Source organism: Romboutsia weinsteinii, assembly GCF_002250835.2.
Lineage (GTDB): Bacteria > Bacillota > Clostridia > Peptostreptococcales > Peptostreptococcaceae > Romboutsia_A > Romboutsia_A weinsteinii.
Map to the genome: position 1 here is coordinate 25129 of NZ_NOJY02000010.1, position 18994 is coordinate 44122.

The following is an 18994-nucleotide window of genomic DNA, read 5'->3' on the forward strand; positions in this document are numbered from 1 at the left end:
AAAAAGCGTTAGAATAAATTCTAGCGCTTTTTATATTTAGTTTTAATAAAATCATAATGAATTAATATCTAAGTATATTAAATTTATTAAAAAATATTAAAAAATTGAAGCCAAATGTATATTCTCAGTGTCTAATATATGTAAAGATACACTAGATGAATTCATTGAAAGGAATATTTACACAATTATGTTAAAAGAATTAAAGGTTAAAAAAGCCATAAAGGGAGATCGACAGGCTTTTATAGATCTTATAGAGCCACAAAGAGATAAGTTGTATAAGATTGCATATACATATGTAAAAAATGAACAAGATGCACTAGATGTAATTCAAGAAACTATGTTTAAAGCTTATACCAGTATAGATAAATTACAAAAGCCAAAATACTTTGATACATGGCTTACTAAAATCCTTATAAATATATCTATAACAGTTTTGAATAAAAATAAGAATAAAACATATTTTGAAGAATCAGCTATAGCATCAGAGTACAATAATATAGACTATTTTGAAGGTAAATTAGATTTAGAAAATGAGCTTATACGATTAGATGAAAAATATAGAGAGGTAATCGTACTTAGATATTTTAAAGATTTCACAATCAAAGAAATCTCTCAGGTATTAGATATACCACTTGGAACAGCAAAGACCTATTTATATAGAGGACTAGAATCTCTTAGAAAATCTATGGAGGAAAGGGGACTTTAACATGGACAAGATAAAAATTAAAGATAATATAAAAGTACCAACTAATTTAAATCAATACATACTAAAAGGTATAGATGAAGGTGAGAAAGTAAATAATTTGAAGAAAAAAAGTAATACTTTTGCTAAGCCACTAAAGGTAGCAGCAATGGTAGGTATAGTATCCTTAGCTACGATAAGTACTGCTTATGCAGTTGAAAAGATAATTGATTACTTTGAACTTAGAAGTGATTCAAAATATAAATATGAAAAAGATGATTTTTTAACTTATAGTGAAGATATAAATTTAAGTAAAAAAGATAATGGAATAGAGTTTAAAGTAGACACAATTGCAGTTGATGATGGATTCTTTAATATGACATACACAATAACTAGTGATGCAAAGATTTCTGATATAGATGAGGAATATAGTCGAGCATTTGCAGCCAATCCTGTGATAAAAATAATCAAAGATGGCAAGTTTGTAAACTTCAATGACTATGGGCGATTTGATAATACGGAGGCTATATTCGAATCAGATTATGTACTAAAAGGTATACTTAGAAAGCCTATAAGTGAAGCAAATATAGAGAAAGGAACAAAACTCACAATAGACTTTGACTATATATTTGGTAAAAAAGGAGATTGGAGTATAGATATTAAACTAGATGAAAAATCAACATCATCTCAATCTAAAAAATATATCATAAATAAGAGTAAAGATATAGTTAAATTAGAACAATATGATTCTGATATTAAGAATGATAAACCTAAATACAAAGATGTTACAGTTAACTATACTATAGATAATGTTGTGATTTCATCCTTTGGTAGTTTAATTACTACTACAGAAAAATCAAAGGATTTAGTGTATAATGAACCAGCACGTATAGCAGATATGTTTGTACTAAGAGATGATGAAGGAAACTACATTGATGTAATTAATCAAGTAGGAAATTTACCTGATACAGCTAATAAGCCTGTAACAAATACTTATGAATTTATAAGAAACAATGATAATATAAAATCACTTACTTTAATACCGTTTGTATTTGAAAATAAAATGGATGACTACAGTGAGAAAATAGACATAAAAAAACTACCAACTGCTATTAAGCTTAGCAAATATGGAAAAGTAATAATTGAAGATTTTAGTGTTACAGATGATGAGATAATATATAGTTATAAAAAAGATGGTGCCCTACCTTATGAGGCAGATATAGCATTTTATGATAAAGATGGAGACGAGATAATTATAGGCTCTATGGTAGAAGACTTTGTAAATAGAAAAGATGGAACTCACACTAAGCGTCATATGCTCACTCAAAAGAAATATAAAGATATGGCAAAGAATATAAAGTATATAGCAATTCGTAAGAATAATAGTTTAAAGTTACTAGAAGATCAAAGGATTGATTTTAAGTTGAAGTAATGATTATCCTCCATGATAATTATATTTTCAATAGGAATTATTGTTATGTATATTTTCATATTAGAAAAAGATATAAGAACTTTAAAACATGAAGCAAATTATAAGGAAGGGGAACATTTATGAGCTCAATTAAAGTAATTGTAAGCAAAAACTCAAATTATATATATCATATGCTGTCTGTGTCTAAATGCGGTTATGATAATTCATACGGCAAAAAGTATAGAAAATATCATGATGAATTAGAGATTAACATATTGAAAAAACATGAGAGGTATATAACTGTATGTGGGGGAGAGCATTGTGGTGAGTTATATGCTATTTGTATATCAATGCCAGCATCTTTTGATGATGATATTTTAAAAGAATATTTCTTAGCTTTATTAGATTTATTTAAAAATGAGAATCTAGAGTTGAATTTTAAAAAGTATAAAAACATATATGAATTATCTTTTTCATCTCTTGATATTAATTATACATCTCACAAAGAATTCTATCTTTCATTACTGCATTTGAAATCTGAAATCATTGAAATATCACAAGTAATGATTAATAATTATAATACATATATAAAATATGTGTGGAATGATGCTAAGAATGAAATTAATATTAAGGTAAATGAATTAAATAAAGTTATCTCAAAAGTTAAATATGCAAAAATGTGGGAAAAAGAACTAGGTTATAAGTTCAAACATGAGAACTTTCATGTTGTATTATGTAATTCTATTGAAAATGGACCTCAAGGTATAAATATATCATCTAATAAAAATATTTTTTATATAACCGATGACAATATATTGATGTCTAAATTCATTAGTCATGAGTTTGGAATTTATCTATTAGTGGATATATTATTTAATATGGATAGTTTCAACATGTTTTCACACTATCAATTACTTGAAAGTTTAGCTGAGTACTATAATGAACTTATTTGTGGTGGGTGTAAATATTTCAATGAGTTTAGTGAGTATATAGATTTTTATAGAACTTTACAACAGAATAATACTTCAATAAGCCCTAAAGAAATGTTTTTAAATGCAATAAAGTATTATAATATTGATGCAGAAAATTAATATTTTCTTTGATGAAATATTAAGTCATAATGTGTATTATTATATATTGAGAAACTTAATATATTATGAACAATTTATAAAAAATTAGATAAATAACCACAGTTTAGAATTCAATGTATTGAAAATACTAAGGTGTGGTTATTTTATATTATTTTTATAAGTAGCTAGATATAAATTGAGTTGACAAATAAAGTTGTCATATACTATTATTATTTATGACAACTTTATTTGTCATAGTTACTGTGAAGATAGTCAGGAGGAATAAAATGCCATTAAATAATTGTTTGAAAGAATATAGAGCTAAAATTAATGTGAATCAAACTGAAATGGGAATGATGGTTGGTGTATCTAGACAAACAATAAGCCAAATTGAACGAGGTGATTACTCTCCTTCAGTTACTTTAGCACTAAAGATAGCAAAGATTTTTAATGCAAGTGTGGAAGACATTTTTAGTTATGAGGAGGATCAGGTAGATGGATGACAACCGCGTAAGTGAAATTAAAAAAGAAGATAAAAAAGCCTTTAAAGGATTTTTAGTTATAACGATATTATCAGGAATAGCTGGTGCTACTTTTAGTAATATAAGTGGCAACTTAAAAGAAGTTATTGGACCTAACTTATCTAGCTTATTGATGAATACTCTAGAGCAAATTGTACCATTTGCAAGTATTGTTATTTCTATAATAGCGATAATAGCAAGTATAATAATATATACTAACTCACGAAAAGGATATGAACTATGGAAAGAGAAAAATGAAGATGATAGCACTATAGATAAAATTGAGCAGAACTTATCATATTTACTATTAGCTATATCTATAAATATGATACTTGGTTTTTTCTTTATGGGAGCAGGGCTTAAATTATTAGTTTTTAACAATGTAAATAGTGATATTGATAGTATTAAAGTTTTATTATTATTTATAGGATTTTTATTATGTCAAGTATCTTGTATAATAATTCAAAAAAAAGTAGTCAACTTAGAAAAAGAGATTAATCCATTATTAAAAGGGAGTATATACGACGCCAAATTTAGTGAAAAATGGTTTGATAGTTGTGATGAATCTATAAAGTTATCCATATACAAGAGTTCTTACAAGTCATTCAAGTCTGTATCTACAACATGTATTATACTTTGGCTATTCTCTATTATAGGATTTGAATTATGGGATTTTGGGATAATGCCTTTAGTAATGGTAACTATTATATGGTTAGTTTTAACAGTTTCATACTGTATAGAAGCAATTAAGCATTCTAAAATATAAATATATTAAATGCAACTTAAAGGGGGAGGAAATATGAAGTTAGAAGTAAAAAATATAAGAAAAAGTTTTTCGGGAAATGAAGTATTACATGGAATATCATTTTCTGTTGAAAGTGGAAAAGCACTTGGGTTATTAGGAAGAAATGGAGCAGGAAAAACTACAACAATTCGTATATTAATGGATATCTTCAAAGCTGATTCAGGTGAAATATTAATTAATGATAAGAAATTCAATCCAAGAAATTATCCAATAGGATACTTGCCAGAAGAAAGAGGTCTATATCCAAAAAAGAAAGTTTCAGAGCAGATAATTTATTTGGCAGAGCTTAGGGGTATGCCATCTAAGAAAGCAAAGGAAAGTACGAAGATATGGCTTGAAAGGCTAGGTATAGGAGAATATGCAAATAGAAATTTAGACAGTTTATCAAAAGGAAATCAACAGAAAGTTCAATTAGCTCAAACTTTAGTATGTAATCCAGAAATAGTTATACTTGATGAACCTTTTAGTGGGCTAGATCCAGTTAATGCACAAATACTTAAAGATACAGTGAGAGACTTAATAAGTCAAAATAAACTAGTTATATTTTCTAGTCATCAAATGGGATATGTTGAAGAGTTTTGTGAAGAAATAGCCATAATAAATAAAGGTAAAATAGTATTAAGTGGAAATCTTAAAAATATAAAAAAAGAATTTGGAAAAAATCGATTAATCTTAAGTTCAAATGATTTATCATTAAATAATTTGAAAGTTATGCTTGAGGATAGATTTAAGGACTTAGTGAGTGTAAATGAAGTCAAAAAAAATTATTTAGTACTAGAGTTATTTGAAAATACAACAAAGAAAGAGCTTTTACAAAAGTTATTAGAAGAAAATATAGATATAGAGAAGTTTTCTACATATGAACCAGACTTAGAAGATATATTTGTTAAGAAAGTAGGTGGAAGATAATGAGACAATTTCTTACCGTATTAAAATTTGAATTAGGAAACTACTTTAAAAAGAAATCTTTTATACTAAGTACTTTAATAATTGCATTAGTAATGATAGTTGGATTATCACTACCTAATTTCATAGATATGTCATCTATATTACCAGTTGGTGGTAATAATAAAAACAAGGTAGAAGATACTACAGACAAAGAAAAAACTAATTTTGCAATATATGACGAAAAAAATATCATATCAGATAAAAATGTATTAAATACTTATTTTGAGAATTCAAATTGGAAAGTTGTAAAAAGTCAAAATGAGTTAAATAAATTAGTAGAAAATAAAGAAGTAGAAGCAGCTTTTAATGTAAAGAGTTTAACTGAGTATGATTATATTGTTGAAAATACTAAGATGACAGATACCAATGATCAAGTATTTAATGAAGTTTTGAAAAAAATCTACATAAGCACTAAAATTTCAAGTGAAGGAATTGATTATGATAAAGTAGATGGAATTTATAATACTCAAATAGTTTCTAATGTTGAAATTCTAGGTAAAGATGGTGCAAGTAATTACATATATGCATATATATTAATTTTTGTTTTATATATGATGATTATAATGTATGGTCAATTAATTGCTACTAGTATAACTACAGAAAAAAGTAATAGATCAATTGAGGTACTAGTTACGAGTACAAGTACTAATAATTTGATTTTTGGTAAAGTTATTGCAGGTGCAATAGCAAGTATAGCACAAGTTGGAGTAATAATGTCATCAGCACTTATTTCATACAAATTGAATAGTGAAGTTTGGAATGGTTTATTAGATAATATATTAAAAGTTCCGGCAGAATTAGTAGTTACATTTGCAATATTTGGAATACTAGGCTACTTATTCTATTCATTTATATTTGGAGCTCTAGGAGCTTTAGTATCAAAAACAGAAGAAATAGCCACTAGTATCGGTCCTATATTGACGATATTTGTAGTAGTATTTTTTATAAGTATGTTTGGATTATCAAATGGAGATAGTACGTTGATGAAAGTATGTTCATATATACCATTTGCATCTCCTATGACAATGATAGTAAGAGTTGCATCAGGGGCTGCTACATCGATAGAATTCATAATATCTACTTTGATATTAGTAGTATCAACAATATTAGTAGGGTTTGGTGGAGCTAAGATATATAGAATGGCTACACTAATGTATGGAAATCCAATAAAATTAAAAAATGCGTTAAAATGGCTTAAGAAAGAAAATATAAAATCAAAGCAACAGATATAGTATTAATAGATTATAAAAGATAGGGGCATATGCTCCTATCTTTTTATATTAGAGAAGTTTTGATGAATAAATTAAATTATTTTATAAAATGTGTTGCAAAATGAATTGTATTATTATATTATTGTATTAAGAAAGTAATACAATAACAAAAAAGAGGTGAACTAAATGGATTGGGAAATTGATAACAATAAGCCTATATATATACAGCTACTAGAACAAATAAAATTAAAAATTGTATCTGGAGAAATCCCAATAGGATCAAAATTAGATTCAGTAAGAGCATTAGCCCAAGAAGCTGAAGTTAATCCAAATACTATGCAAAAAGCTTTATCAGAGCTGGAGCGTGAAGGTTTGGTTTTTAGCAAAAGAACTAGTGGTAGATTTGTAACTGATGATAAGGAGAGAGTTGATAATATGAGAGAAGATATGGCTAGTATCCAGATAAAATTATTAAAACAAACATTACAAAAATTAGGGTACGACACAAGTGAAATCATAGAACTTATAAAACATAATCTAGAGGAGGAATAACAAATGGATAGTATAGTAAGTTTCAAGGGCGTAAGCAAATCTTACGGAAAAAAAGATGCATTAAAAAAGATAAACCTAGAAATACCTAAAGGAAAAATAGTAGGTTTACTAGGGCCAAATGGTAGTGGTAAAAGTACAATGATTAAATTAATAAATGGATTATTAAGTCCAGATGAAGGAGAAATCTCAATTAAAGGAATAAAACCATCAAAAGAAAGTAAAAAAATTGTTTCTTACCTACCAGAAAGAACTTACTTAAATGATTGGATGAAGGTCACAGATATAATCGGATTTTTTAAAGATTTTTATAGTGATTTTGATGAAGCAAAAGCAAAGCAAATGCTTAAGGATCTTTCAATAGATATAAATGAAAAGTTAAAAACAATGTCAAAAGGTACTAAAGAAAAGGTACAACTAATATTAGTAATGTCTAGAAAAGCAGACATCTATATATTAGATGAACCTATTGGAGGAGTAGACCCAGCAGCAAGAAGTTATATATTAAAAACTATATTAAATAATTACAATGAAGATAGTACACTTCTTATAGCGACTCATTTAATTAGTGAAATTGAAAGTATATGCGATGATATAATATTTATTTCAAATGGAAATATAGTATTACAAGGTGAAGTAGATGCAATAAGAGAAGAAAAAGGTAAGTCAATAGATGCATTATTTAGGGAGGAATTTAAATGTTAGGTAAGTTGATGAAATATGAGTTTAAGGCTTGTGGTAGAACATTTATACCATTATATTGTGCCATATTATTAATGTCAATTATAGTTGGTTTTAGCATGAATATGGAAATATTTAACATAATGGGGATGGCTACGCTAGTTTTGGTTGGTCTTTTCGTTGCTTTAGGTGTTTTGACTATTATGATTACAATACAAAGATTCAGAAAAAACTTATTAGAGGATGAAGGGTATCTAATGTTTACATTACCTGTAACTTCAAAAGCACTAATATTTTCTAAATACAGTATTACATTAATTTATACTATTTTAAGTGGAATTGTTTCTGTATTATCATTTACCATTGTATTAATGCTTACAAGTATAGATGGAGTTAGTCTTTATGATATTTGGCATGAAGTATCTTTATTAATGAGTGAGTTTTTAGCTTCAGGAAGTATGTTTGCATATATGATGATATTATTATTTATAAGTTATAGTATATTTATTTTAACGTTATATTTATCAGTATCTATGGGGCAATTGCCAGTATTTAATAAGCATAGAAATATAGCTGCATTTGTAAGCTTCTTTGTGATAAATATAGTGATATCAAAAACATCTGAATTATTATCAACTTTATTTGATGTAAGTCTAGGAAATAATATGATAAATATTTCTGTAAACAATGTATCAGAAGTAAGTGGTGCATTAACTAGCGTTAGCAATATGGTTACTCCTATTTTTATATCTGGTATAGTTATTTATAGTATATTTGCAATTTTACTATTCTTTGGAATTACTTATATATTAGACAAAAAACTTAATTTAGAATAATCAAAAGTACGTGTGTTGAGTTTATTAGCACACGTACTTTTATTTTTAGCTAGAATTCTATTATAAAATTAGATTTTTAATAATTAAAGTGGGTATATACTAAATATCTAAAATATAAAAGGAGGGTGTATATGAATAGTAAAGAAAGAATATGCGGTTGTTTTAATATAACTGTTGATGATATAGTTTCAGCAAAACAAAATGGATGTAAAAGTGTTGAAGAAATTGTAAAAGTAACTAAAGCAGGAAGAGCTTGCGGAAGATGTAAGGAGAAAGCAGAGCTTACTATAATAAAGGTTTTACAAAATAGACTCTATATAAAATAAAAAAGTACCTATGAACAGGTACTTTTTTATTATTAGGATATGTTTTAAATTAGTGTTGAAAATGGATATTTTCAAATATATAAGTTACAATATAGATATATAAACATTATCATTAAATCAAGTAGAGAAATTACTATCTTATTTAGAAGAATGTCTTGTATTAGGCTCTCAAGTAGGACAAGTATGCGAAGAAGCTAAAGAGTTTAGGTTTGTAAGAAGTCTTTAGATAAGTGGCTTAAATATGCTAAATGCATGATTATGGGGTTATCAATAAGAAAGTCGGCTAAAAAAGAGGAGGACGATGTAAGATGAAAAAAATTGGAGTTGTTTTAAGTATTATTTTATTAATGCTAGGAGTTGTAGGCTGTGCAGGTGCTGGAGATTATGAAATAGAATTAATAAATGGATTTAAAGTAATAAGAACATCAGCAGAAAAAGTACATATTGGGTCACCTGAATACAGTTATGATGAATTGTTAATACCTCTCCTTGCTGATTATGAGGAAGGCGAGTATATAATAAAAGTAGGACATGACAATAATAGATATATAATTGCAAAAACAAATTTAGATAATTATTATTTATTAGATACAAAAGAACTAATAGTACATGGTCCATTCACAGAAGAAAAGTTTATACAAGTAAAAGAAAATGCAAAGATATCAGAGAGTATTGCCCTTAAAGATTTAGATGCATACGAAAAGATAAAATAATATAAAAAACATATATGGTTGATTTGTACCCTATATGTTTTTTATTCAATATCAACACTTTATTAAAACATAGCCTATTATTAAAATATGTATCTCTTAAAAGGTTCACTATAAGTAATAATCTTTTCTTCACCATCTAAATTAGGATATGATTCAAATCCTGGAAGTACATGAGGATGGGCACCCATTACTACCAAACTAGCTTCTTTTTTTATTTCTTTTATATCGTTTTTTATAGACTCTAAAAATTCATTATTATAGTTAGAGTTCCATTCGTTATATGCAAGAAAACCAACCTTTATACCATTAGCATCCAGGTATACTTACTTTTATCAGCTAAAAGATATTTAATTTTCAACATAAACAAAAAAATATAGCCATTCTTATATAATCTTGATATATTTAAATTAGATTAACAATCAAAAGGGGTAATACTTATGAATATAGATGAATCGATAGACTTAAGGGAAAAAATAATCAAAGAGGCATCAAAACTATTTATCTCACAAGGTTATAACAAAACAACTATAAGACAGATAGCAGAAGTATCTGGAGTAGGAAGAGGACACTTATACTACTACTTTAAGAAAAAAGAAGACATATTACTTCACTTGTATAGAGATATACTAGATAAGCTATATGTATATATAAACGAAAACTTAAATCCAAATAGTGACCCACTTGTAAACTATGCAGTAACTCAGTGCATATTTACTTATGTATTAGCAAGTTCAAATCAACTATTTAGAATGTATATAGAAGCATCAAGTATAAGTTTAGTAAAAAAAGAATATATAAATATTCTAATAGATTTATTTAACGAAAAGATGTACGGTACTAATTATAGATTTAGTGAAGAAAATATATACATTAGTATGGCAATAGGATCATCTGGAGGATGGGAACTTTTAAATAGATATTACAACGATGAAATAGATCTAGATTTAGATGATATTTTAAAAAGCACAATAAAATCAAAATTACTTTTACTTGATATTGAGCACATCAAGGTAAATGAAATAATAGACGAGGCACTGAAAATATCTAAACAGCTAAATACAAATGATATAGTAGATTTATTTGAGATATATTAATAAAAAAAGAAGTCAAATAGACTTCTTTTTTATTGTTAAAAGGATAAGTACATAATTAATATTATTTTTAAAAATATATTAGGAAATGGTTTACAATTAATACTGAAAGATGTATTATTATGTTGAAAGCATAATAATAAAACATATAAGTAGTTATTAATAGTTAAAAAATATAAGATAAATAAAAGGCAAATAGAAACTTATGTAGAATATAGTAAAAAACAAGAAAATAATTGTTAATAGGTGTACGAAGTACTTAAAAGGGAATTTGGTGAAAAACCAAAGCTGCCCCAGTAACTGTAAGTGAGGACGATTTAGCAATATGCCACCTGAGATGGGAAGGCGCTAAAAAGGATGAATCACAAGCCAGGATACCTGCCATTAGCAAGATCCAAATATCTTTCTGGGGAAAGACTATGCAATATTTTTGTTGCGTAGATACCCAGATAGATATATTATATCTATCTTTTTTTATAGTTTTTTATAAATAATAGAAAGGAGGTTAATATGATATTTTCCTTTGAAACCTTAAACCCAAATGTGATACTTATATACTTTATACTAACAATTGGGGCATTGTATTCTATCGAAAATCCAGTACTTATATTAATATTTATTGTAATATCAATATTTATTAATTTAAGATTTTGTAAAACATCATTCAAACGACTTTTTAAGAGTTTTATATTAATGTCATTATTAGTATTCATTATAAATCCATTAGTATCTCACAAGGGAACTACCATACTATTTTATATAAAATATACTCCAATAACTTTAGAATCTATTTTCTATGGATTTATATCATCAATTAAATTAATTACTTTATTATTTTTTAGTAATTACTTTAACTCAATTATGACTTATGAAAGACTAATTTATATTTTATCACCTCTTGGACACAACTTAAGCTTAATAATAAGTTTATCTATAAAATTTATACCAGAATATTTAGAAAAAATAACTAGCATAAAAGATACACAAAAAACAAAAGGCATACATTTAGATTCAGATAAAAAAATTGATATAGCAAAAAATTTAGTATATATATTAAATGCATTCTTTTTTGTAACATTAGAAGATGGAATTGTGACTATAAAATCAATAAAAGCAAGAGGATACTACAATAGGTGCAATACTAACAAAAGCAAGATTAAGCTCAGACTAGTAGATTATATTTGCATAGCAATGAGTGTCATGTTTTTAACTATAACATTGTTAGTAGATAATACTATGGGTTATAAAATATACCCTACTCTTACTAATGTAGAAATAAATACTCAAATGATTATATCAATTATAGTTTATTTATTATTCTTGGAAATACCTATTATATTAGAGCAAGGGGAGAAATTGTATGTCATTTATAAGCGTAGAGAAGGTAAACTTTTCTTATCCAAATTGTAATACTAAAGCATTAAAAGATATCTGCTTAGAAATAGAAAAAGGTGAACTGGTACTTATAATAGGGCCTTCAGGAAGTGGCAAGTCAACATTATTATCACTGCTTAAGCATGAAATATCACCTACTGGAAAATTATCTGGACAAATACTGATTGATGAAAAAAAAGTTGATGAATGCAAATTTTATGAGATAGGCTATCTATTTCAAAATCCTAATTCTCAACTTGTTAGTGACAATGTTTATCACGAGTTGATATATTCTCTTAAAAACATTAACTTAAATGAAGATGAGATAAATGAAAGGCTAGGAGAAATCGTTACATACTTAAATTTAAATTCTATACTACATAGTAAAGTACAAAATCTTTCTGGGGGAAACAAGCAAATTGTCAATATTGCATCACTGCTTTTGATGTATCCTAAAGTACTAATTTTAGATGAACCTACATCTCAAATAGATCCAATACACTATGATGAAATTATGAATTTAGTGCTAAAACTTAATAAAGAATCTAATATGACTACTATAATTACAGAGCATAGATACGATAATATATTTTATCAGGTTGATAAAGTAGTATTTATAAATGATTCAAAGGTACTATTATGTGATGAGCCAAAGAAATTTGTTGAAACTGTTTACAAACATAATATAGAAGAAATAAAGCCATTTTTAAAAGGCATTGTAGACGATAATCAAAAAAAGTTACCTGATATAGAAGATAAATTAACAGGTGAAAAGATACTAAAAGTAAAAGATGTAAGCTTTACATATGATAATAAAATATTAAATTTAAATAATGTAGATTTTGAAGCTTGTGAGGGAGAGATTATTTCAATAGTAGGTTCAAATGGATGTGGGAAGACTACATTTTTAAAGTTATTAAGTGGTATTTACTATCCTATTTCAGGAAGTATAAAGATTTATAATAAAAAATACAAAAAAATAAAAAATGATTTATGGAAATTGATTGGGTATGTACCGCAAGATGTAAATGAGTTTTTTACATTTGACACAATAAAAGATGAATTCGAGTTTTTAGAAAGAAAAATGGGTGATTCTTTTGATAATGAATTATATAAAATATTAAAATCTCAATACAATTTTGAAAAATTTTTAGACAAGCATCCTATTGATGTGAGTGGAGGAGAAAAACAGCTAATAATAATCATTCTTCAACTACTAAAAAAGTCAAAGATTCTTATCTTAGATGAGCCAACTAAAGGTTTAGACCCGATACTTAAAGAAAGGTTAGGAAAAACCTTAGTTGAGATTTCTAAAGGAAAAGGATTGATTATTTTAGTATCTCACGATATAGATTTTATATATAAATATTCTCATAAATGCTGCATGATGTTTAATCATAAAATTACAAAACCAGTAAATATTGATAAATTCTTTGAGAAGAAGTTATTTTTCTTACCGAACAGTCTTAAAGATAGGAGAAAAATAGTATGACATATGTAGCAATATTTCTTTTATTATTAATGGGAACTACTAAGAATCAAGTTTTTATATTCATAGGATTATCATATTTAGTATTTTATATATTTATAAAAGTAAAAAAAATGTTCAATGATTTAAGCGTAGAAGAAGTAGTACTAATATCAATACTTTCATCTATAGCAGGAGTAACTAGAGTGCCATTCTCTTCCATACCAAGCTTTCAACCAACTACTTCAATAATTATTATTGTAGGTATTGTATATGGTAGAAAAATTGGTTTTATTACAGGTGCTATATCAGCACTTGTATCAAATATGTTTTTAGGACAAGGTCCTTGGACACCTTGGCAGATGGTGGCATGGGGGATGTGTGGATATGTTGCATCATACTTAAATGTTAAAAATAAACACACTATATATATATATGGATTAGTAAGTGGAATCTTATTTGGGTGGTTTATGAACTTATGGCACATTATAGGCTTCGTTGAAGTTATAAACATGCATAGTATACTATTATCTTATGTTTCTAGTTTTGCATTTGATGTAACCCATGGAGTTGGAAACGTTATATTTTTAGGCTTTTTAATGCCTACATTATATAAATTTTTAAACAGAATAAAGGTAAAATATAACATACTAGCGGTAAGTTAGTATATGTTAAGGGGGAAATGTTTTATGAAAATACCAAAGAGGATTATTGCTACATTGACTGTGGGGGCAATAGTAGCAGTAAATTCAGCACCAGCTATAGTTAGTGCACAGGAAGTAGTTAATGAAAATCCACAGACAACTATTACTTTAGAAAGTAATCAAGAAGAGCCAGAGAATAATAAAGAGCTGGAACAGAGTGAATCAGAAGTATCAGAAGAAAGTAAAGAGATAACTAATGAGAATCCGGAGACAGATAGTACAGACACTATTATAGAAAATAACAGTGATAACCTAGTAGAAAATAAAGAAACAGAAATTATAAAAGAAGAATCTATAAAAAATAATGAAGAAAACATTGTAAGTCAAAAAGAAATAAAAGCATTGACATTAAACGAGGCAATTGAAAATTCAAGAGGATATTATAAACAACATAAAAATAATCTAACTGAATGGTGGGAAATGGTAGTACTGGACTATATAGGAGAAAATATAAATAGTAATCCATATAAATTAGAAACATGGGGTTCTAACTTAATAACTCCTGATACTTCTGTAGTTAATGATGCAGGAAAATTACTAGGATTATTAGCTAGAGGAGAGGACCCTAAAAACTATCAAGGAAAAGACTGGGCAAAGGTTTTAGCTGATAAACAAAATAACTATAAATATGGAAGTTTTAATGGTGGAAACTTTAACCTTTGGGCTATGATATCTTTAGAAATATGTAATCAAGAATATGATAGAGAATTTGCACTAGAAACTCTACTTAAATTACAAAATCCTAAAACTGGTGGATACTCAATGTCTGATTATGTAGAGGGACAAAGTCACTGGGCAAGCGTTGATATGACAGGTATGGCATTAATAGCTCTATCTTTTTATAAAGATGATGCTAGAGCACAGGATTCAATAAATAAAGCAGTTCAGTATCTTGAAGACCAGACAAGAACCGATGGTTTGTTTGGAGGAGATTCAAATTCAACTGCTATGGCAATAACAGGTCTATTAGCAGCTGGTAAAGATATAAATTCTCAAACATGGTCTGGTTTAAAAGATGGTTTAATATCAATGCAGCTTACTGAAGAAGTAGTTACTGATGAATATGGATATGATGAAAATGGAAATTATGGACCACAAAAGGTAACACATTATCCAGGAGAGTTTTACTGGAAGAAAAGTTCACAGACTATTAATAGTATAGCTACATATCAATCATTAATAGCACTTTCTGAGTATAAATCAGGTAACAGTATGTGGCATAACATGGCAAAAGAGTACGATTTACTTGAAGATCAAAGAGAATTAAGTAAACTTCCTAAGATACATGCACAAACAATAGTTGCTAATATAGGAGATAAAATTGACCTTCTTAAAAATGTTAGTGCAGAGGATAAAGATGGCAATCCACTTGATGTAAAGATAGTCAATGAAAATGTACCTAAAAATGCAGGTATTGTAACTAAAGATGGTTTATATAGTGTTACATATAAAGCAGTAGATTCAGATGGAAGAGAACAAATTAAGTTGGTAGATGTAAAGATAAATAAAGTTAATAACTTAACTATAATCGATGATGAATCTAAAGTTGAATCAGTTATGAAAAAGCTTGCAGAGGCTTTAAAAGAAGTAGATGAAAATGGAAATTTAAAATATTCATTAGAAGAAAAAGAAGTTAAAAATCTAGAAGATGATAAAGTATTATATACATTTATATTGAGTGAAAATACAAATACTAAAAATACCGGGGCTAGATATGAAATAAGAATGATATTATCTAAAGATAACAAAGCCCCTGAATTACCTATATTAGCTGAAAAATTAAATGAGATACCAGTAATAAGCATAAATAATGAAAGTAATATAAAAGATGGTAAGATTACTGTAAGACTTGGAGAAAAGGTTGACCTATTAAAGGGAGTAGAAGCAACTGATGCTGAAGATGGTAAAGTAGATGTTGATGTTATAGAGAAGTCGGAAGGTTTAGATGATAATTATACAGCTATAAAAGTAGGTTCTTATGACGTGGTATATGAAGCTAAAGATTCAAAGGGAGCTACTGCAAGGAAATCTATAAAATTAATAATTAATGATAAAAAGGAAGATCCAAAAGAAGATATAAAGGACGAAAATAATAAAGTAGAGTCAACCAATCAAAATAAAAATCCACAAAATCAAAATGGAAACAAAAATAACCCAACAACAGGAGATGTATCAATAGCAACTACTGGAGTTGTAGGATTAGTATCAATATTAGGACTAGCTGTACTAAATAGAAGAAAGAAATAAGTTTAGAGCTTTAAAAGTAAAGGACTGCAAACAATAGTCCTTTACAAAACTTGATTAAACACAATATTTTGAATAAAGATGGGAGTAAATAAGATGTATAAAAAAAGACTAAGGTCTATTATTATAAGTTTTATGCTAGTGATAAATTTATTTATATATACATCTACAGTTTCAAATGCACAAGAATTTGTAAGTGTATGTGTATATTCTACATCAGGAGCACTATATCAAAGTGTAAGTGTACCATATCAAAGTGGAGATACTGCATACTCTGTGTTAGCAAAAACTGGTTTGGGACTATCAACAACTGGTGGAGGTGGAAGTCTGTATGTATCAAGTATAAACGGGATTTCTGAATTTGACGAAGGCCCTGCTAGTGGTTGGGTATATGCAGTAAATGGATATAAACCAGATGTGAGTGCTGGAGCATATTCGGTTAAGGCAGGAGATAAAATAGCTTGGCATTATACAGTTGATTATGGTTCAGATATTGGATCATCTATATCAAAGCTAAATAGCTATGTAGCAAATAACATAAAGCCAGAACCAAAGCCAGAGCAAAAACCAGAAACAAAACCAGAAACAAGTCCTGAATCAAAGCCAAATAGTAACAACTCAAATTCGCAAGGTTCTTCAAACAACTCAAGTAAAGAAGAATCTACTAATACATCAAATTCAAACAATACAAATAATAGCTCTGATTCTAAAGAACTATCTAACAATAGTACAAGCTCAGATAATCCTAATAACTCAAATGATGAAAATACTGATAAAGAAACAGAGACAAATGATAAGAGTGACAGCAGTGAAAAATCAGAGGAAGAAAAGAAAGAAGATATACCAGATGATTTAAAAGAGAATATGGAGAAAGCTAGGGCCGCTGTCAAAGAATCATATAAAGTAGAGATAAACAGTCAGTGGGAGGCTATGATTTTATCCTTATTAGGTGAAGAAGTAAGTAAGGACTATATAGAAACTAAAATCATTAAAGAAATTAAAGCTAATAATGGAAATTATCATACTATAACAGAACTAGAGAAAAATTTAATTCTATTAAATATCTTAGGATACAATACTACTGACATAGAAGGTGTAAATCTACTTGAGAGTTTAATTACATCAGAAAATGTAGAAAAGCAAGGATCAAACGGGGTAATATTTGCTTTAATTTCCTTAAATAGTATAAATGAAGATATTGTTAATTCAATGTATGATAAAAAGTTAGATAATGCATGGTCAACAGATAAGTTAATAGAAACAATTTTATCTTATCAAAATGAAGATGGAGGATTTGGTCTTGTAAAAGAGAAAGGCTCATCTATTGATATAACAGCTATGGCAATATCTTCTTTAGCAAAGCATATTGAAGATAAAGATTTAAAAGAAGTAATAGATAAGGCTTTAATGTTTTTAGAAAATCAATATAAAGAAAATAATGGATTTATATCTGATGGAAATCTTAACTCTGAAAGTTTATCACAGGTAATTATAGCACTTACATACTTAGATATTGATCCATCAAATTTCAGAGGTATTAACCTAATTGAAGAATTATTTAGATTTAAGACTGATGAAAATAAATTTTCACATCTGCTTGGGCAAGAGTTCGATAATATGGCAACTGAGCAAGCTAATCTAGCTTTAATAGCTTATGATAAGTACTTAAGTGGAGATGGTTACCTTTATGAAAATTTAGATGTAGAAACAATCACAACTAACATTAAAGATGAAAATGAAAAAATAGATGATAAAGAATCCAATAATTTACTTTTTGCTTCAATTGGTACAATATCGTTATGCTTAATAGCATACGTAGTATATAGAAAAAAGAAAAATAATATATCATAGGTGTGGTTAATGAGAAAAATATCAATCAATAAAATAGCTATACTACTCTTAGTGCTACTTACATTTGTAAGTAGCATGACAGGGTGTAGTAGTGACAAGTCTGAAGGTAATCTTGCTGTTAAGGTTACGATAATAGGCCCAAATAAAGAAGATTATATATTAAAGGATTACGAGATTTATGTTAAAGAAGGAACATCTTCATATGAGGGCCTAGCAATTGCATGTAAGGAAAATAAAATTCAAATAAGTGCTAAAGGTACAGGAAAATCTGTTTATGTAGATGGGATAAATAATTTATATGAATTTGATGAGGGAGCAGAAAGTGGATGGCTATATAGAGTAAATGATGAATTTCCGGATAAAAGCTCTGGAGCTACTGTTTTAGAGGATGGTGATAAACTAGATTGGTTATATACAAAAGACTTAGGTAAAGATTGGGGAAGTAAAAAATAAGATTAGATGGGATAAACAATAAGATATATTAAAATTTTATTATTACAAATATAGGG

Annotated in this window: 19 protein-coding genes, 1 pseudogene and 1 riboswitch; all 20 genes and pseudogenes read left to right on the forward strand. The window is 27.5% G+C overall.

Translation table 11 applies throughout. The features are described from left to right. The first annotated feature begins 187 nt into the window (after positions 1-187). Complete coding sequence (locus tag CHL78_RS07540; protein WP_094368920.1) at positions 188-706, forward strand: sigma-70 family RNA polymerase sigma factor; 519 nt, start codon at positions 188-190, stop codon at positions 704-706. Position 707: 1 nt separating this feature from the next. Beyond that, entirely contained in the window at positions 708-2114 is a 1407-nt protein-coding gene (locus CHL78_RS07545; protein WP_094368919.1) for a DUF4179 domain-containing protein, read from the forward strand. A gap of 119 nt (positions 2115-2233) precedes the next feature. Next, a complete protein-coding gene (locus CHL78_RS07550; RefSeq protein WP_094368918.1) occupies positions 2234-3184 on the forward strand; it encodes a hypothetical protein in 951 nt (316 codons plus the stop codon). Between the two features lie 266 nt (positions 3185-3450). Next, entirely contained in the window at positions 3451-3666 is a 216-nt protein-coding gene (locus tag CHL78_RS07555) for a helix-turn-helix transcriptional regulator (RefSeq protein WP_094368917.1), read from the forward strand. Continuing rightward, complete coding sequence (locus CHL78_RS07560; RefSeq protein ID WP_094368916.1) at positions 3659-4450, forward strand: DUF3169 family protein; 792 nt, start codon at positions 3659-3661, stop codon at positions 4448-4450. The genes CHL78_RS07555 and CHL78_RS07560 overlap by 8 nt, the downstream gene beginning before the upstream one ends. A 33-nt stretch (positions 4451-4483) precedes the next feature. Further along, complete coding sequence (locus CHL78_RS07565; protein WP_094368915.1) at positions 4484-5398, forward strand: ABC transporter ATP-binding protein; 915 nt, start codon at positions 4484-4486, stop codon at positions 5396-5398. Next, complete coding sequence (locus CHL78_RS07570; RefSeq protein WP_094368914.1) at positions 5398-6669, forward strand: ABC transporter permease; 1272 nt, start codon at positions 5398-5400, stop codon at positions 6667-6669. The genes CHL78_RS07565 and CHL78_RS07570 overlap by 1 nt, the downstream gene beginning before the upstream one ends. A gap of 165 nt (positions 6670-6834) precedes the next feature. Beyond that, a complete protein-coding gene (locus CHL78_RS07575; RefSeq protein WP_094368913.1) occupies positions 6835-7200 on the forward strand; it encodes a GntR family transcriptional regulator in 366 nt (121 codons plus the stop codon). A 3-nt stretch (positions 7201-7203) separates the two neighbouring features. Further along, positions 7204-7902, forward strand: a complete 699-nt coding sequence (locus tag CHL78_RS07580) for an ABC transporter ATP-binding protein (protein ID WP_094368912.1) — start codon at positions 7204-7206, stop codon at positions 7900-7902. Beyond that, complete coding sequence (locus CHL78_RS07585) at positions 7896-8714, forward strand: hypothetical protein (RefSeq protein ID WP_094368911.1); 819 nt, start codon at positions 7896-7898, stop codon at positions 8712-8714. The genes CHL78_RS07580 and CHL78_RS07585 overlap by 7 nt, the downstream gene beginning before the upstream one ends. Positions 8715-8845: 131 nt before the next feature. Beyond that, on the forward strand, positions 8846-9040 hold the full coding sequence (locus tag CHL78_RS07590) for a (2Fe-2S)-binding protein (RefSeq protein ID WP_094368910.1): 195 nt from the start codon (positions 8846-8848) through the stop codon (positions 9038-9040). Between the two features lie 106 nt (positions 9041-9146). Next, positions 9147-9346 (forward strand): annotated as a pseudogene (locus tag CHL78_RS07595) (IS1595 family transposase); the annotation flags it as partial. Between the two features lie 2 nt (positions 9347-9348). Beyond that, positions 9349-9753 (forward strand): DUF3997 domain-containing protein, encoded by a 405-nt coding sequence (locus CHL78_RS07600; protein WP_094368909.1) that lies wholly within the window; start codon positions 9349-9351, stop codon positions 9751-9753. Positions 9754-10190: 437 nt separating this feature from the next. Further along, positions 10191-10847 (forward strand): TetR/AcrR family transcriptional regulator, encoded by a 657-nt coding sequence (locus CHL78_RS07610; protein WP_094368908.1) that lies wholly within the window; start codon positions 10191-10193, stop codon positions 10845-10847. A gap of 223 nt (positions 10848-11070) precedes the next feature. Beyond that, a riboswitch (cobalamin riboswitch) is annotated at positions 11071-11244 on the forward strand. 110 nt (positions 11245-11354) lie between these two features. Next, the gene (locus CHL78_RS07615) at positions 11355-12254 is read left to right on the forward strand and encodes an energy-coupling factor transporter transmembrane component T (protein WP_094368907.1); all 900 of its coding nucleotides are present in this window, start codon (positions 11355-11357) and stop codon (positions 12252-12254) included. Further along, a complete protein-coding gene (locus CHL78_RS07620) occupies positions 12205-13710 on the forward strand; it encodes an ABC transporter ATP-binding protein (protein ID WP_094368906.1) in 1506 nt (501 codons plus the stop codon). Before CHL78_RS07615 ends, CHL78_RS07620 begins: the two co-directional genes overlap by 50 nt. After that, positions 13707-14351, forward strand: a complete 645-nt coding sequence (locus tag CHL78_RS07625) for an ECF transporter S component (RefSeq protein ID WP_094368905.1) — start codon at positions 13707-13709, stop codon at positions 14349-14351. The genes CHL78_RS07620 and CHL78_RS07625 overlap by 4 nt, the downstream gene beginning before the upstream one ends. 24 nt (positions 14352-14375) lie before the next feature. Beyond that, positions 14376-16637: a prenyltransferase/squalene oxidase repeat-containing protein gene (locus CHL78_RS07630; RefSeq protein WP_116041329.1), complete on the forward strand. Its 2262-nt coding sequence runs from the start codon at positions 14376-14378 to the stop codon at positions 16635-16637. 93 nt (positions 16638-16730) lie between these two features. Then, a complete protein-coding gene (locus tag CHL78_RS07635) occupies positions 16731-18485 on the forward strand; it encodes a DUF4430 domain-containing protein (protein ID WP_158540653.1) in 1755 nt (584 codons plus the stop codon). A gap of 9 nt (positions 18486-18494) precedes the next feature. Beyond that, on the forward strand, positions 18495-18938 hold the full coding sequence (locus tag CHL78_RS07640; protein ID WP_094367515.1) for a DUF4430 domain-containing protein: 444 nt from the start codon (positions 18495-18497) through the stop codon (positions 18936-18938). Positions 18939-18994 lie beyond the last annotated feature (56 nt).

Coding starts and splice junctions, on each gene's coding strand:
- CHL78_RS07540 (WP_094368920.1), top strand. CDS start 188: ATGTTAAAAGAATTAAAGGTTAAAAAAGCCATAAAGGGAGATCGACAG.
- CHL78_RS07545 (WP_094368919.1), top strand. CDS start 708: ATGGACAAGATAAAAATTAAAGATAATATAAAAGTACCAACTAATTTA.
- CHL78_RS07550 (WP_094368918.1), top strand. CDS start 2,234: ATGAGCTCAATTAAAGTAATTGTAAGCAAAAACTCAAATTATATATAT.
- CHL78_RS07555 (WP_094368917.1), top strand. CDS start 3,451: ATGCCATTAAATAATTGTTTGAAAGAATATAGAGCTAAAATTAATGTG.
- CHL78_RS07560 (WP_094368916.1), top strand. CDS start 3,659: ATGGATGACAACCGCGTAAGTGAAATTAAAAAAGAAGATAAAAAAGCC.
- CHL78_RS07565 (WP_094368915.1), top strand. CDS start 4,484: ATGAAGTTAGAAGTAAAAAATATAAGAAAAAGTTTTTCGGGAAATGAA.
- CHL78_RS07570 (WP_094368914.1), top strand. CDS start 5,398: ATGAGACAATTTCTTACCGTATTAAAATTTGAATTAGGAAACTACTTT.
- CHL78_RS07575 (WP_094368913.1), top strand. CDS start 6,835: ATGGATTGGGAAATTGATAACAATAAGCCTATATATATACAGCTACTA.
- CHL78_RS07580 (WP_094368912.1), top strand. CDS start 7,204: ATGGATAGTATAGTAAGTTTCAAGGGCGTAAGCAAATCTTACGGAAAA.
- CHL78_RS07585 (WP_094368911.1), top strand. CDS start 7,896: ATGTTAGGTAAGTTGATGAAATATGAGTTTAAGGCTTGTGGTAGAACA.
- CHL78_RS07590 (WP_094368910.1), top strand. CDS start 8,846: ATGAATAGTAAAGAAAGAATATGCGGTTGTTTTAATATAACTGTTGAT.
- CHL78_RS07600 (WP_094368909.1), top strand. CDS start 9,349: ATGAAAAAAATTGGAGTTGTTTTAAGTATTATTTTATTAATGCTAGGA.
- CHL78_RS07610 (WP_094368908.1), top strand. CDS start 10,191: ATGAATATAGATGAATCGATAGACTTAAGGGAAAAAATAATCAAAGAG.
- CHL78_RS07615 (WP_094368907.1), top strand. CDS start 11,355: ATGATATTTTCCTTTGAAACCTTAAACCCAAATGTGATACTTATATAC.
- CHL78_RS07620 (WP_094368906.1), top strand. CDS start 12,205: ATGTCATTTATAAGCGTAGAGAAGGTAAACTTTTCTTATCCAAATTGT.
- CHL78_RS07625 (WP_094368905.1), top strand. CDS start 13,707: ATGACATATGTAGCAATATTTCTTTTATTATTAATGGGAACTACTAAG.
- CHL78_RS07630 (WP_116041329.1), top strand. CDS start 14,376: ATGAAAATACCAAAGAGGATTATTGCTACATTGACTGTGGGGGCAATA.
- CHL78_RS07635 (WP_158540653.1), top strand. CDS start 16,731: ATGTATAAAAAAAGACTAAGGTCTATTATTATAAGTTTTATGCTAGTG.
- CHL78_RS07640 (WP_094367515.1), top strand. CDS start 18,495: ATGAGAAAAATATCAATCAATAAAATAGCTATACTACTCTTAGTGCTA.